Here is a 13,685-nt window from a genome sequence, read left to right on the forward strand (position 1 = left end):
AGGTAGAACAAATGCGGCGGTGGCGCAAGGCTTGTGCGGTTCGCGCCCATGGCTCCGGCCGCGCACAAAACGTTAAACGGCAGCGGCTAGGCTGGTGCGCATGACCTCTGCAAACCTGCCCATCCTTGTGGCGATCGCCGCGCTCTACAATGTCGTCGTCTTTGGCGTCTACGCCTTCGACAAGGCGGCAGCGCGCAACGGCGATTGGCGGGTGCGGGAATCCACCCTGCTCTGGCTGGCAGTCCTCGGCGGCGGGATTGGCGCATTCGTCGGCCAGCGGCTCTTGCGCCACAAGACGCGAAAACCACCCTTCCATGTGGTGCTGCCTGCCCTGTTCGTGTTGCAGATGTTTCTTGGCCTCACCATACTGCTGGCCCCGGAGGCAGCCCTTGCAGCCATAAGAGCCGGCGTTCAGGCCCTTGCGGGCCGCTAGAACTCCTGGCCGTAGGCGGGAGAGACCGGCGCGGCCAGCCGCTTCGACAGGCCGACCGACTGGACGTCGCGATCGAGCTTGGGATTGTAGGCGATCGTCAGCCAGTGCACCGCATAGCCATGCTTCTCGAAGAAGCGCACCGCCTCCTCGTTCTTGGCATGGGTCTGCAGGCTCGCCTTGGTGAAGCCCTGGTGCAGGATCTCCTTTTCGATCTCCTCGAGCAGCGCGGTGCCCAGGCCCTGCCCCTGGAAATCCGGATCGATCCAGAAGTCGGTGATGTTCTCGTCGAGCTCCTCGCGTGCCGCCCACCCGGCGGGCTGACCGTTCAACTCGATCACCGAGATCGTCAGCCATCCCGAGCGGGTGAAGTTGAGAAAGGCGGACCGGGCGCCCTCGACCATGGTCTTCGTCTCGCCGACGGGGATCATCGCCTTTTCCCAGGCGCGAAAGCCGATGGCGGCGAGGAGATCCGCTTCGTCGCGGCGCGCATTGCGAATGGTGATCATCGGCACCCCATCTTTCGACGGTAGTAGACCATCGCAGCCGAGGTTTTTCCAGCCCGGAGCAGGCACCCCTGAAACCGCCGAATATTGCCTATTGTTTTCAGCCGGTTATCTCCACCTCGATGGAGAGCCCCGCCGCGACAGCGTTCCGGCTGCGGCCGGATCCGCGCTGTGACCGATTCGACACGCCGGCCGGAGACGACGTCATGCCGCAGCCTGCGACGCTTGACCTGAACGCGCCTCACGCCCATTTTCAGGTCGCAACCTATGGAGTGTGGATGTTCCGTCAGTCGGAGACCCGGTAAAGGCCCCAGCCCGCGATCGTCACGATCCGCGCGCTTGGGCCCGAAAAAAGCGAAGCCCCGACGCCTATGCGGCGCCGGTATCGTTTTTGTGCGCTCGCCCCAGAGCGCTTATCCGGATCGACACCATGGACATCTCCCGCGCCGAACAGCGCATCCTCCACCTGCTCGCCCAGGGCGGGCGGATCGAACTCACCCGTGACGAGAATCGAAAGATCGAGAAGATCCAGCTCTTCACCCGCGAAGGCTGGGTGTTCGGCGGCCTCGACATCATCGCCTTCCGCAAGCTGAAGCAGAAGAAGGCGATCAAGTCCTCCGGCGGCCACCCCTACCGCATCACCGAACGCGGCCTGGTGCTGGTCAGGTCACAGCCGGACAATAGGTGAGGAAAACTCTGACAACGGCAGGGATCTCCTGCCGTTGTCAGACATTACATTTGTAGTTACACTACGTCATGAGTTTCGAATGGGACGAGACGAAGAACAGGATCAATCGTCAGAAGCACGGCATCTCTTTTGAGGAAGCCTGCCTGATCTTCGACGGGTCGGTCTTCAGCGCGAAGGACGAGCGTTTCGACTATGGCGAGGAGCGGATCATCAGCATCGGCGCCATCGCGTCGCTGGTCATCGTCGTCGTCGTTCACACGGATAGAAGCGGCTCGATCCGTATCATTTCGGCTCGGCTTGCGAACAGAAGGGAAAGGATGCGCTATCATGCCCATCTCGCAGACAAGACTGAAGGAACTGGCGTCTCGATCTGACAAGCAGATCGACTACAGCGATATTCCGGAACTGGACGAAGCCTTCTTCGAAAAGGCGAAACTTGTGAGGCCGGCGGCGGACAAGCGGCAGATCACCATCCGGATCGATGCCGACGTGCTGGACTGGTTTCGCGGCCAAGGCAAGGGCTACCAGACGCATATGAACGCGGTGCTGAAGGCCTACATGCTGTCGCAGAAGCCCTAGGTCCCGCCCTCTCGCAATGAACCCGAACGAAAAACGGCGCCTCTCGGCGCCGCTGTTGCTTGAAGCAGAGGTGAAACCCTACCACCACTTCGAAGGCGTGAACTTGCCGGCGGCCTGTTCGATGACGTGGGCGGTCTTGAACAGCGTGCCCTCCTCGAACGGGCGGCCGATCAGCTGCAGGCCGAGCGGCAGGCCCTTGGCGTCGAGGCCGGCGGGTACGGAGAGGCCCGGCAGGCCGGCCATGTTGACCGTAACGGTGAAGATGTCCTGCATGTACATCGCGACCGGATCGGCGGCGAGTGCCTCGTCGCCGATGGCGAAGGCCGAGGACGGGGTGGCCGGCGTCAGGATGGTGTCGACGTCGTTGAAGGCCAGCTCGAAATCGCGCTTGATCAGCGTGCGGACCTTCTGCGCCTGCAGGTAGTAGGCGTCGTAATAGCCTGCCGAGAGAACATAGGTGCCGATCATGATGCGGCGCTTGACCTCGGTGCCGAAGCCGTTCGCGCGGGTCTTCTCGTACATGTCGGCAATGTCCTTGCCGTCGACACGCAGGCCGTAACGCACGCCGTCATACCGGGCAAGGTTCGACGAGGCTTCGGCCGGCGCGACGATGTAGTAGGCCGGCAGCGCGTATTTGGTGTGCGGCAGAGAAATGTCGACGATCTCGGCGCCGGCGTCCTTCAACCAGGCAATGCCCTGGCTCCAGAGTTTCTCGATCTCATCCGGCATGCCGTCGACGCGGTATTCCTTCGGAATGCCGATCCGCATGCCCTTCAGCGACTGGCCGAGCGAGGCTTCGTAGTCCGGCACCGGAATATCGACCGAGGTCGTGTCCTTGGCGTCGGTGCTAGCCATCGACCGCAACAGGATCGCGGCGTCGCGCACGTCGCGGGCGATCGGGCCGGCCTGGTCGAGCGAGGAGGCGAAGGCGACGACGCCCCAGCGCGAGCAGCGGCCATAGGTCGGCTTGATGCCGACGGTGCCGGTAAAGGCGGCGGGCTGGCGGATCGAGCCGCCGGTGTCGGTGGCGGTGGCGCCGGCGCACAGATGCGCGGCAACGGCTGCGGCCGAGCCGCCGGACGATCCGCCAGGCACGAGCTGCTGGTTGGAGCCGCGCGCCTTCCACGGATTGACCACCGGTCCGTAGTGCGAGGTCTCGTTGGACGAGCCCATGGCGAACTCGTCCATGTTCAGCTTGCCGAGCATGACCGCGCCGTCGTCCCACAAATTCTGGGTGACGGTCGATTCGTATTTCGGCTTGAAGCGGTTCAGGATGCCCGAGCAGGCCTGGGTGTGGACGTCGCGGGTGGCGAACAGGTCCTTGATGCCGAGCGGAATGCCTTCCAGTGCGCCTGCCTTGCCTTCGGCGATGCGCGCGTCCGACACCTTGGCCATCTCGCGGGCCTTGTCGCCAGTCACCGTCACATAGGCGTTGATGGCGTCATTGGCGGCCTCGATCGCCTGGATATAGGCGTCCGTCAGTTCGACGGCCGTGATTTCCTTGGCCACCAGTTTGGCGCGGGCTTCGGCAATGGTGAGGCTGGTCAGTTCGCTCATGATGTCGGTTCACTTCAGAAAATCGGCGCTTTGGCCAAGCGCCCGGAAATCGGGATCGGCGGAAGGGAGAGAGACGCTTGGTCCCCCTGCTTATTCGACCACCTTCGGCACCAGGAAGAAATTGCGGTCGGTTTCCGGGGCATTGGCGACGATGTCGTCGGCCTTGCCGCCGTCGGTGACCACGTCCTGGCGCTTCTTCATCGCCATCGGCGTGACCGAGGTCATCGGCTCGACCCCGGAAACATCGACCTCGGAAAGCTGCTCGACGAAGCCGAGAATACCGTTCAGCTCACCCATCATCCGTTCGGCTTCGTCTTCGCTGAGCGCGATTCGGGCCAGGTGCGCGACGCGCTTGACGGTCTTGAGATCAACGGACATCGGTATTCTCCAGGTCTTTAGTTTCCTCCGCTATAATGGCCGCAAAGCTCAGGCGCAACGGGGGATTTGTCAGACTTCCACGCTATCGCCGGCTGTCGGCGTGGCCACGCGGGTGCGGGTGCCCTCCATACCGAGCACGAACTTCTCCGGGGTCTGGTCGATCATCGGAAACGATCCGTAGTGGCAGGGGAACGCCGTCTTGAAATCGAAGAAACGGCGGCAGGCGAGCGCGGCCACGGCACCGCCCATGGTGAAGCGGTCGCCGATCGGCACGATGCCGATATCCGGCTGGTGCAGTTCGTTGATCAGCTTCATGTCGGAGAAGATGTCGGTATCGCCCATATGCAGCAGCGAGGGCTCGCCCTCGATATGCAGCATCAGGCCATTGGCGCTGCCGAGCGCATGGGAGACCCCGTCCTCGGTGATCTGGGCGGAGGAATGAAGCGCATTGGTGAAGGTGACGGTGAAGCCTTCGAAGCCGATCGTGCCGCCGGTGTTGCCGGGCGAGAAATTCTTCAGCCCCTTGTGGGCCAGCCACATGCAGAGGTCGAAATTGGCGACCACGGTGGCGCCCGTCTCGTCGGCGATCTGCAAGGCATCGCCAACATGGTCGCCGTGACCATGGGTCAAGAGGATGTGGGTGACGCCGGCGGTGGCGTCCTTGCGGTCCAACCCGGCAAAACCGGGATTGCCGGTGAAGAACGGATCGATGAGGATGCTGGCCTTGGCGGTATCGAGACGGAATGCGGAATGGCCGAGCCACGTGATCTTCATGATATTCTCCCTTCGGTGCGCTGCACGAATATATGCCATGCCCTACCGTCGGCAACCGTGTTCTCCTCAAACGGCGGGCTCACCGTGTTGCGCCCCGGTCGAGCGTAAGATAAGCCGCAGCGACCAGCCTTCGGGTTGGCAAGGCCGCCCTCACCGCTCCGGTCGTCCGGCCGACTATCAACGCTTACGACAGGAGACCAAAATGGCCGCCGACGACGACGATTATGTATATGACGAAGTGACAGGCGAATGGCGCCCTGCCTCCGAAGTGGCCGCTGCTGCCAATGCCAAGCCGGTTGCCAAGGATTCGGCCGGCAATGTTCTGGCGGACGGCGATTCCGTCACGCTGATCAAGGACCTGAAGGTCAAGGGTACCAACACCACGCTCAAGCAGGGAACGGTCATCAAGTCGATCCGCCTGACGGAAGACCCGGAAGAGATCGACTGCCGGAACGACACGATCAAGGGACTGGTCCTCAGGACCGAGTTCGTGCGCAAGCGCTAATTGGCCGGGGCCGCAGCATGACCACGCTCACCATCGAAGAACTGGCGGAAGTGTTGCAGCCCCGACAGGCGATTGCCGGCCTCGACCTCGGCACCAAGACCATCGGGCTGTCGATGTCGGATCTCGGTCGGCGGTTCGCCACACCGCGAACGGTGCTCAAGCGCGTGAAGTTCACCCAGGATGCCGAAACGCTCCTGGCTTTCGCGGCAAAGGAGAACGTGGCCGCCTTCATCATCGGCCTGCCGACGAACATGGACGGCTCGGCCGGACCGCGCGTGCAGGCGACGCGGGCCTTCGTGCGCTCGATGTCGGAAAAGACCGACATTCCCTTCGTCTACTGGGACGAGCGTCTGTCGACGGTTGCCGCCGAACGGGCGCTTCTGGAAATGGATGTGTCGCGGGCCAAGCGCAGCGAGCGGATCGATTCCGCCGCCGCAAGCTTCATTCTTCAGGGCGCGTTGGACAGATTGTCGGCGCTCGGCACGACGATGGGCCGCAGTTCCGACGAGGCCTGACGGGCCGCCCACCAGGCCGCGATCTTCTTTCGACGACGAAATGCGATGATGGCGAACATGATCGCGCTGTCGACGACGATGGCCCGGGCGACGAGCGGCGGGATCGTTTCGGGCGGCAGGCCAAGAACGTGGCCGTAGACGGAGAACACCAGGTCATGCGCCTGGCGGGTCAGCATGAAGATGCCGAAGCTCATGTCGTAATAGGACAGGCTGTACCAGCTGCCGAGCAGCAGGATAGGCAGCGCCCACAGCACCAGAAATACCTTCATGCGGGTCTCCCCTTCCATTGCTGCGGCCGTGACCCGGCGCCGGCCTGTGATTCGGGCCAGACCTGAACCAGCCAGTTCGACCCCGCCATCACGCTCAGCACCACGGCCGGTACCGCGATATCCAGCGCAAGGCCGGCGAAGAACACCGCCATGACGGTCGTCAACGTCACTCTTGCCAATGCGGTTCCCATTGCGACCGTCCGATTCACCTATCCCGTTCCGAGAAGAAACTGGCCTGTTAACCGGAGGCTCGCAACGTAAACCCTTTGTTAAGGTTAACGGCCGTTGGGGATAACGCAAGACATCGGTGATCGGCTCCGACAAGGAAGCGGCGGCCGGACGGACCGGCAAACAGGCAATGGCTCGATTGCCTCGCCCGACCCTGACCTGCTAATCGGAACCTGCCCTCCCCGGCGTCCAGCCCCGAAAGCGAACCCAATGCTCCTGATTTTCGAAAGCATCCTGCCGATCTTCCTGCTCGTGCTGCTCGGCGCGCTGCTCAAGCGGTGGCCGCTGATCGACGACAGCCTGTGGGGCGGGCTCGAGCAATTCGGCTACTATGTGCTCTTCCCGACGCTGCTGTTCGAGACGCTGGCCAAGGCCGATTTTTCGACCATGGACACGGGCGCCGTCAGCGTCAGCGCCCTGCTGGCCGTCGGGATCATGTCGGCACTGGTGCTGACGCTCTGGCACCCGCTCAACCGGCTTGGGGTGGAAGGACCGGCCTTCACCTCGATCTTCCAGACCGCGACGCGCTGGAACGGCTTCATGGCGCTGGCGATCGCCGAGAAGCTGTCCGGTCCCGCCGGGCTCACCGTCGTTGCGGTGGTGATGGCGGTGATCATCATCCCCCTGAACGTCATCAATGTCGGCGTCGTCATCTGGTTTTCCGGCAACGGCCGAAACCTCAAGCACTTTGCCCTGAAGCTCATATCCAACCCGATCATCCTGGGGTCGGCCCTCGGGGTCCTGGTCAATATCGCCGGGATAGACGTCTATGAGCCGATCATGACCGCGGTCGACCTGGTGGCGAGCGCTTCGCTGGGGCTTGGCCTGATCATGGTCGGCGCGGGCCTGAGGATCATGGACGCACTGAACCCGCAGCCGAACGTCATCCTCGGCTCGGTACTGAAGCTGCTGGTGTTTCCGGCCGTCATGGCCGGCACGGCCCTGCTGTTCGGCGTCGAGGGGGACATTCTGGTGATGCTGATCCTCAGCGCCGCCGTGCCGACCGCCATGAACGGCTATATTCTCGCCAAGCAGATGGGCGGCGACGCGCCGCTCTACGCGGCAACGGCGACCGTGCAGACGGTCGCTGCGGTACTCACCATTCCCCTGGTGCTTTATCTCGTCCGTCAGCTCGCCGCGGGATAGAGCAGGTCGAGCACATAGCGAGCGTCGAAGCGGGCATCGAGCACGCCATAGGTATGGCGCCAGCCGCCGGCGAGGCGCGATTCAAGGAAGGCATCGGCGATCTTGCCCGCCCCGAGCTTGTAGAGTTCGGCAGCGGCCGCCGCGAGCGCCAACTGCTCGATCAGCAGGCGGGCCGCCCCCTCGTCGCGCTCGGCAAGGGCGGTCGCGGCGCGCAGCACTTCCACCGTCTTCTTGCCCGACGCGCCGAGATCGCGCTCCAGCCCGGCGAAGATCGTCTCGAACAGGTCCTTGCCGCGGCTCAGCACCCGAAGCAGATCGAGCGCCATGACGTTGCCGGAGCCTTCCCAGATCGCATTGACCGGGGCTTCGCGGTAGTGGCGGGCAATCGGCCGCTCCTCGATATAGCCGCTGCCGCCGATGCACTCCATCGCCTCATAGATCAGCGCCGGTGCCATCTTGCAGATCCAGTACTTGACCACCGGCGTCATGACGCGGGCATAGGCGGCATCGACCGCATTCTCGCGGGCGCGGTCGAAGGAGTCGGCGAGCTTGAGGGCAAGGGCCGTAGCGGCTGCGACGTCGAGCGCCATGTCGGCGAGCACACGCGTCATGATCGGCTGGTCGATCAGCTTCTTGCCGAACACCGAGCGGCCGCGCACGTGATGCACCGCCTCGGCCATCGAGGCGCGCATGATGCCGGCCGACGCGAGCGCGCAATCGAGCCGGGTCAGCGTCACCATGTCGAGGATAGTGCGGATGCCGTCACCCGGCGTGCCGAGCAGGAAGCCGAAGGTTTCGGAAAACTCCACTTCGGACGAGGCGTTGGAACGGTTGCCGATCTTGTCCTTGAGGCGCTGGAACTCGAGGCCGTTGGCCGAGCCGTCCTCGAGCAGGCGCGGCACGAGGAAGCAGCCCATGCCGTCCTTGGTCTGTGCGAGCATGACGAAAGCGTCGCTCATCGGCGCCGACATGAACCACTTGTGGCCCGAAAGGCGATAGATCCCCTCGCCCACCCGCTCGCCGGACGTGGTGTTGGCGCGTACATCCGTGCCGCCCTGCTTTTCCGTCATGCCCATGCCGATCGTGACGGCAGTCTTCTGCATGGCCGGCTTGTTGGACGAATCATATTTGCGCGACAGGATTTTCGGCGCCCATTCCTTCTGCACGTGCGGCGAGGCGACGAGGGCGGCGACCGAGGCGCTGGTCATGGTGAGCGGGCAGAGATGGCCGCATTCGAGCTGCGCTGTCAGGAAGAACCGCACGGCGCGGGCCAGATGCTCGTGGCCGCGCGCCTCGCTCTGGTTTTCCCATACGGAGGAATGCAGGCCGACCGACATGGAGCGGCGCATCAGTGCGTGCCAGGCCGGATGAAACTCGACGACGTCGAGCCGCTCGCCCCGAACGCCGTGGGTGCGCAGTTGCGGCGGGCTCTGGTTGGCCATGCGCGCCAGTTCCTGCGCCTCGTGCGAGGTCACGTATTTGCCGATGACGTCGTATTCCTCGCGCAGTCCGCGCGACAGCGAGGCGGTGAGGTCGACGAGCAGCGGATCGGAGCGATAGGCATTGATACCGGACCAGGGTTTCGGCTGGTTCAGTTCTGCGAGCTTTTCTTCAGTCCGGTTCATTGGGGTCATGCCGATCCTCTAGCGGAAATCGATTCGTTTTACATGGGGACCGCGCTTCTATCCACATAGCATATGCTTGCCCCCCGGCCCGGCCTTCTTTATAGACCGCGTGACATCTCAGGAGGACGTCCATGGTCTTCTTTCCCCATCGCCATCTCATCGGCATCAAGGGTCTGACCGAGCAGGATATTACCTATCTGCTCGACAGGGCCGACGAAGCCGTCAAAATCAGCCGCCAGCGGGAGAAGAAGACTTCCACGCTTCGCGGCCTCACCCAGATCAACCTCTTCTTCGAGGCATCGACGCGGACCCAGTCCTCGTTCGAGCTGGCCGGAAAACGCCTTGGCGCCGACGTGATGAACATGTCGGTCGGCAATTCGTCGGTGAAGAAGGGTGAGACCCTGATCGACACGGCCATGACGCTGAACGCCATGCGGCCGGACGTGCTGGTGGTGCGCCACTCGTCCGCAGGTGCTGCGGCGCTGCTGGCCCAGAAGGTGGCCTGCTCGGTGGTCAATGCCGGCGATGGCCAGCATGAACATCCGACCCAGGCGCTGCTGGACGCGCTGACGATCCGCCGCGCCAGGGGCAAGCTGTCGCGCATCATCGTGGCGATCTGCGGCGATGTGCTGCACTCGCGCGTCGCCCGCTCCAACATCCTCCTGCTGAACGCCATGGGCGCACGGGTGCGGGTCGTCGCGCCCGCGACGCTGCTGCCCTCGGGCATCGCCGACATGGGCGTCGAGGTTTTCCACGACATGAAGGAAGGCCTGAAGGACGCCGACGTGGTGATGATGCTGCGCCTGCAGCGCGAGCGCATGGCCGGCGCCTTCGTGCCGTCGGTGCGCGAATACTTCCACTTCTACGGCCTCGACGCGGAGAAGCTGAAGGCGGCGAAGGAAGACGCGCTCGTCATGCATCCCGGTCCGATGAACCGCGGCGTGGAAATCGCCTCGGAAGTGGCGGACGGTCCGCAGAGCGTCATCGAACAGCAGGTGGAAATGGGCGTCGCCGTGCGCATGGCGGTGATGGAAGCCCTGCTGATCTCGCAGAACCAGGGTCCGCGCAGCGAAGGAATGGGCGCATGAACCGGCCGCTCGTCTTCAACAATGTCCGTATCGTCGATCCGTCCCGCCAGCTCGACACCATCGGCACGATCATCGTGGGCGAAGACGGTCGCGTGCTGGCCGCCGGCGCCGAGGCCCTGAACCAGGGCGCGCCAGACGGCGCGGAAATCCGCGACTGTGCCGGTCTTACCGCCGTTCCGGGGCTGGTCGACGCCCGCGTCTTCGTCGGCGAACCGGGCGCCGAACACCGCGAAACGATCGCCTCGGCGAGCCGCGCGGCGGCTGCCGGCGGGGTCACCTCCTTCATCATGATGCCGGACACCGATCCGGTGATCGACGACATCGCGCTGGTCGAATTCGTCAAGAAGACCGCCCGCGACAAGGCCGTCGTCAATGTCTATCCGGCAGCGGCGCTGACCAAGCACCTCGCCGGCGAGGAAATGACCGAGATCGGCCTGCTGCAGGAAGCCGGGGCCGTCGCCTTCACCAACGGCCGCCACGGGCTTTCCGACACGCTGGTGCTGCGTCGGGCCATGACCTATGCCCGCGAATTCGGCGCGGTCATCGACCTCGAACCCCGCGAAAAATATCTCGGCAACGGCGTGATGAACGAGGGGCTGTTCGCCAGCTGGCTCGGGCTTTCCGGCGTTCCCAGGGAAGCGGAAATCATCCCGCTCGAACGCGATCTGCGCATCGCCGGGCTGGCGCGCGCCAAGTTCCATGCCGCGAAGATCTCCGTGCCCGAATCGGCAGAGGCGATCCGCGTGGCGCGCGGCCGCGGCGCCAGGGTTACCTGCGGCATCTCGATCAATCATCTGGCGCTGAACGAAAACGACATCGGCGAATACCGCACCTTCTTCAAGCTGACGCCGCCGCTGCGGGCCGAAGACGACCGCATGGCCATGGTCCAGGCGATCGCCGATGGCACCGTCGACATCATCGTCTCGTCGCACGACCCGCAGGACGTCGACACCAAGCGCCTGCCCTTTGCCGACGCAGCCGACGGTGCGATCGGCCTCGAGACCATGCTGTCTGCAGCACTGCGCCTGCATCACAGCGGCCATGTGCCGCTGATGCGGCTGATCGACGCCATGTCGACCCGTCCGGCCGAGATCTTCGGTCTCGACGCCGGCTCGCTCCGGCCCGGCTCGAAGGCCGACATCACGCTGATCGACCTCGACGAACCGTGGCTGGTCGCCAAGGAACTGCTGCTGTCGCGCTCGAAGAACACGCCCTTCGAGGATGCCCGCTTCTCCGGCCGTGCCGTCGCGACCTATGTCACCGGCAAGTGCGTGCATTCGCTTTAAGAGAACCAAGGGGGAGTTCAGGTGGCCAGCGTCAATTTTCTTGCAATCGGATGGCCTGCACTGATCGCCGTGCTGAGCCTCGGCTATCTGCTGGGCTCGATCCCGTTCGGCCTGCTGCTCACCCGCATGGCCGGCCATGGCGACCTGCGCTCGATCGGCTCGGGCAATATCGGCGCGACCAACGTGCTGCGCACCGGCAACAAGAAGCTCGCCGCCGCGACCCTCCTGCTCGATGCGCTGAAGGCGACCGTCGCCGCAGTGATCGCCCAGGCCGTGTTCGGCCAGAATGCCGGCCTGATCGCCGGCTTCGCCGCCTTCATCGGCCATCTCTTCCCGATCTGGCTCGGCTTCAAGGGCGGCAAGGGCGTCGCCACCTATATCGGCACCCTGCTCGGCGTGGCGCCGCTGATGGTTCCCGTCTTCGCCGTGGTCTGGCTGACGCTGGCCTTCATCACCCGCTACTCCTCGCTGTCCGCTCTGGTTGCAACCCTTGTCATCCCGGTTGTATTGTGGATACTGGGCACTCGTGACGCGGCCCTGGTCACCGCCGTTATGACGGCCATCACCTACTGGCGGCACAAGGCCAATATCGAACGGCTGATCGCGGGAACCGAGAGCAAGATCGGCAAGAAGGGATGAAGGCATGCCGGAGCCAGGCGCAAGACGGGCAGGGATTGCGCTGAACGACCGGCAAAGGATCAGTTGGCTAAGACTGATCCGGAGCGACAATGTGGGCCCCGCGACCTTTCGCGATCTGATCAATCATTTCGGCACGGCGGAAACCGCGCTTGCCATGCTGCCGGAGCTTTCCCGGCGCGGCGGCTCGACGCGCGCGATCCGCATCGCCACAGAAGCGGAAGCCGAACAGGAACTGGAGACGGCCGCACGCTTCGGCGCGCGCTTCCTCGGCATCGGCGAACCGGACTATCCGGCAGCCCTTCGACAGATCGACGGCGCGCCGCCGCTGCTGGCGGTGAAGGGCGACCTTTCGGCGGCAGGCCTGCCGACCGTCGGCGTGGTCGGTTCGCGCAATGCCTCGATCAGTGGGACGAAGTTCGCCGCGCTCATGGCGCGCGACATCGGCCGGGCGGGCTACGCGATCATTTCCGGCCTGGCCCGCGGCATCGACACCGCCGCGCATCGGGCGAGTCTCGAGACCGGCACGATCGCGGCCATGGCCGGCGGGCTCGACCGCCCCTACCCGCCGGAAAACATCGACCTCCTGCGCGAGATCTGGGACGGTCGGGGACTGGCGATCTCGGAAATGCCGTTCGGCTGGGAAGCGCGCGCCCGGGACTTTCCCCGCCGCAACCGGCTGATCGCCGGCGTCGCCCTCGGCGTTGTCGTCGTCGAGGCGGCGGCGCGTTCCGGTTCGCTGATCACCGCGCGGCTCGCCGGCGATTTCGGCCGGCTCGTCTTTGCCGTGCCCGGTTCGCCGCTCGATCCACGCTGCGAAGGCACCAACGGCCTGCTGAAGGACGGCGCAACCGTAACGACGCGGCCGGACGACGTGCTGCAGGCCCTTGCGCCGCTGTCACAGGTCGAACTCTTTTCCGGTCATGAAGCCGATGAACCAGGCGGCAGCGCGGACCATGGAATGGCTCCGCCGCCGAGCGACAATGATCGCGCTCGCATCACCGATGCGCTCGGCCCGACCCCGGTCGAAATCGACGATATCGTGCGCCATACCGGGCTTGCGCCTTCCGCGGTCTATCTGGTGCTGCTGGAACTCGACATTGCGGGGCGGCTACACCGGCATCCGGGTGGACTTGTTTCCATTGCGATGATGGATTGACAGCGAGCGGCGCCCCAGCTGCAGGTCGCCAGCCTCGACATAGGCCATCTCGATCAGGTAGCAGAGCATCTCGGCGCCTTCCTTCTCGGCGACCATGCGCAATTCACCGAGCATCTGCCGGATATAGGCTATGTTTTCTCCCGTGCGCGACTCGCCACCGTTCGTCGTTTTCGAGACCATGTTTCCTACCCGCAATTACCGCGCGATGCGGTTGTACCTCAGTTGCGAAAACGATAGTGCCTATTATCTTAAATTGCAATCTACCGGGAATCTACATCTGGTTGTATCGCGTTGCATCTGGGAGAAAATCCAACTG

General features: G+C 64.1%; 19 protein-coding genes. 11 read left to right on the top strand and 8 right to left on the bottom strand.

Annotated features, from left to right (window positions below; all coding sequences use genetic code 11):
- Nucleotides 1–100 precede the first annotated feature (100 nt).
- Nucleotides 101–433, top strand: coding sequence for a DUF1294 domain-containing protein (locus tag AC07Y0_RS10400; RefSeq protein WP_498676946.1), 333 nt, complete (start codon nucleotides 101–103; stop codon nucleotides 431–433).
- Here AC07Y0_RS10400 and AC07Y0_RS10405 read toward each other — a convergent pair.
- A complete protein-coding gene (locus tag AC07Y0_RS10405; protein WP_498676947.1) occupies nucleotides 430–939 on the bottom strand; it encodes a GNAT family N-acetyltransferase in 510 nt (169 codons plus the stop codon). The genes AC07Y0_RS10400 and AC07Y0_RS10405 overlap by 4 nt on opposite strands.
- A gap of 427 nt (nucleotides 940–1,366) precedes the next feature.
- On the opposite strand from AC07Y0_RS10405, the gene AC07Y0_RS10410 reads away from it, so the two are divergent.
- The 3 genes from AC07Y0_RS10410 to AC07Y0_RS10420 all read left to right on the top strand — a co-directional run bounded on the left by AC07Y0_RS10410 (nucleotide 1,367) and on the right by AC07Y0_RS10420 (nucleotide 2,203).
- A complete protein-coding gene (locus AC07Y0_RS10410) occupies nucleotides 1,367–1,624 on the top strand; it encodes a YjhX family toxin (protein ID WP_498676949.1) in 258 nt (85 codons plus the stop codon).
- Nucleotides 1,625–1,692: 68 nt separating this feature from the next.
- Nucleotides 1,693–1,998, top strand: coding sequence for a BrnT family toxin (locus AC07Y0_RS10415; protein WP_498676951.1), 306 nt, complete (start codon nucleotides 1,693–1,695; stop codon nucleotides 1,996–1,998).
- Entirely contained in the window at nucleotides 1,952–2,203 is a 252-nt protein-coding gene (locus AC07Y0_RS10420) for a BrnA antitoxin family protein (protein WP_498676953.1), read from the top strand. Before AC07Y0_RS10415 ends, AC07Y0_RS10420 begins: the two co-directional genes overlap by 47 nt.
- Before the next feature lie 78 nt (nucleotides 2,204–2,281).
- Here AC07Y0_RS10420 and gatA read toward each other — a convergent pair whose 3' ends face one another.
- The 3 genes from gatA to AC07Y0_RS10435 all read right to left on the bottom strand — a co-directional run bounded on the left by gatA (nucleotide 2,282) and on the right by AC07Y0_RS10435 (nucleotide 4,912).
- Nucleotides 2,282–3,760 carry an Asp-tRNA(Asn)/Glu-tRNA(Gln) amidotransferase subunit GatA gene (gene gatA / locus AC07Y0_RS10425; protein ID WP_498676955.1) on the bottom strand — a complete coding sequence of 493 codons (1,479 nt, stop codon included), beginning with the start codon at nucleotides 3,758–3,760 and terminating at the stop codon, nucleotides 2,282–2,284.
- Between the two features lie 90 nt (nucleotides 3,761–3,850).
- On the bottom strand, nucleotides 3,851–4,138 hold the full coding sequence (gene gatC / locus AC07Y0_RS10430; protein ID WP_028735935.1) for an Asp-tRNA(Asn)/Glu-tRNA(Gln) amidotransferase subunit GatC: 288 nt from the start codon (nucleotides 4,136–4,138) through the stop codon (nucleotides 3,851–3,853).
- Between the two features lie 69 nt (nucleotides 4,139–4,207).
- Nucleotides 4,208–4,912: a metal-dependent hydrolase gene (locus AC07Y0_RS10435; RefSeq protein WP_498676957.1), complete on the bottom strand. Its 705-nt coding sequence runs from the start codon at nucleotides 4,910–4,912 to the stop codon at nucleotides 4,208–4,210.
- A 202-nt stretch (nucleotides 4,913–5,114) separates the two neighbouring features.
- Between AC07Y0_RS10435 and AC07Y0_RS10440 the strand changes: the two genes are divergently transcribed.
- Complete coding sequence (locus AC07Y0_RS10440) at nucleotides 5,115–5,417, top strand: alkylphosphonate utilization protein (protein ID WP_028735937.1); 303 nt, start codon at nucleotides 5,115–5,117, stop codon at nucleotides 5,415–5,417.
- 17 nt (nucleotides 5,418–5,434) lie between these two features.
- Nucleotides 5,435–5,932, top strand: coding sequence for a Holliday junction resolvase RuvX (gene ruvX / locus AC07Y0_RS10445; protein WP_498676959.1), 498 nt, complete (start codon nucleotides 5,435–5,437; stop codon nucleotides 5,930–5,932).
- Here ruvX and AC07Y0_RS10450 read toward each other — a convergent pair.
- Entirely contained in the window at nucleotides 5,866–6,201 is a 336-nt protein-coding gene (locus tag AC07Y0_RS10450; protein WP_498676962.1) for a DUF6105 family protein, read from the bottom strand. The two genes, ruvX and AC07Y0_RS10450, sit on opposite strands and share 67 nt — an antisense overlap.
- Nucleotides 6,198–6,392: a hypothetical protein gene (locus AC07Y0_RS10455; protein ID WP_498676964.1), complete on the bottom strand. Its 195-nt coding sequence runs from the start codon at nucleotides 6,390–6,392 to the stop codon at nucleotides 6,198–6,200. Before AC07Y0_RS10455 ends, AC07Y0_RS10450 begins: the two co-directional genes overlap by 4 nt.
- Nucleotides 6,393–6,639: 247 nt before the next feature.
- Between AC07Y0_RS10455 and AC07Y0_RS10460 the strand changes: the two genes are divergently transcribed.
- Nucleotides 6,640–7,575: an AEC family transporter gene (locus AC07Y0_RS10460; protein ID WP_498676966.1), complete on the top strand. Its 936-nt coding sequence runs from the start codon at nucleotides 6,640–6,642 to the stop codon at nucleotides 7,573–7,575.
- On the opposite strand, the gene AC07Y0_RS10465 is transcribed toward AC07Y0_RS10460, so the two are convergent.
- Nucleotides 7,557–9,209, bottom strand: coding sequence for an acyl-CoA dehydrogenase family protein (locus AC07Y0_RS10465; protein ID WP_498676968.1), 1,653 nt, complete (start codon nucleotides 9,207–9,209; stop codon nucleotides 7,557–7,559). The genes AC07Y0_RS10460 and AC07Y0_RS10465 overlap by 19 nt on opposite strands.
- A 122-nt stretch (nucleotides 9,210–9,331) precedes the next feature.
- Between AC07Y0_RS10465 and AC07Y0_RS10470 the strand changes: the two genes are divergently transcribed.
- Genes AC07Y0_RS10470 through dprA form a run of 4 tightly spaced genes read left to right on the top strand, consistent with a single transcriptional unit; the run spans nucleotide 9,332 to nucleotide 13,369 of the window.
- A complete protein-coding gene (locus AC07Y0_RS10470; RefSeq protein WP_028735942.1) occupies nucleotides 9,332–10,288 on the top strand; it encodes an aspartate carbamoyltransferase catalytic subunit in 957 nt (318 codons plus the stop codon).
- On the top strand, nucleotides 10,285–11,574 hold the full coding sequence (locus AC07Y0_RS10475) for a dihydroorotase (RefSeq protein ID WP_498676970.1): 1,290 nt from the start codon (nucleotides 10,285–10,287) through the stop codon (nucleotides 11,572–11,574). The genes AC07Y0_RS10470 and AC07Y0_RS10475 overlap by 4 nt, the downstream gene beginning before the upstream one ends.
- Before the next feature lie 21 nt (nucleotides 11,575–11,595).
- Nucleotides 11,596–12,213 (top strand): glycerol-3-phosphate 1-O-acyltransferase PlsY, encoded by a 618-nt coding sequence (gene plsY / locus AC07Y0_RS10480; protein WP_498676972.1) that lies wholly within the window; start codon nucleotides 11,596–11,598, stop codon nucleotides 12,211–12,213.
- 4 nt (nucleotides 12,214–12,217) lie between these two features.
- Nucleotides 12,218–13,369, top strand: coding sequence for a DNA-processing protein DprA (gene dprA / locus AC07Y0_RS10485; RefSeq protein ID WP_498676974.1), 1,152 nt, complete (start codon nucleotides 12,218–12,220; stop codon nucleotides 13,367–13,369).
- Here the strand turns inward: dprA and AC07Y0_RS10490 are convergent.
- The gene (locus AC07Y0_RS10490; RefSeq protein WP_498676976.1) at nucleotides 13,322–13,549 is read right to left on the bottom strand and encodes a hypothetical protein; all 228 of its coding nucleotides are present in this window, start codon (nucleotides 13,547–13,549) and stop codon (nucleotides 13,322–13,324) included. The genes dprA and AC07Y0_RS10490 overlap by 48 nt on opposite strands.
- Nucleotides 13,550–13,685: the final 136 nt, after the last annotated feature.

The organism is Allorhizobium sp. GW101-3B10 (genome assembly GCF_059424725.1).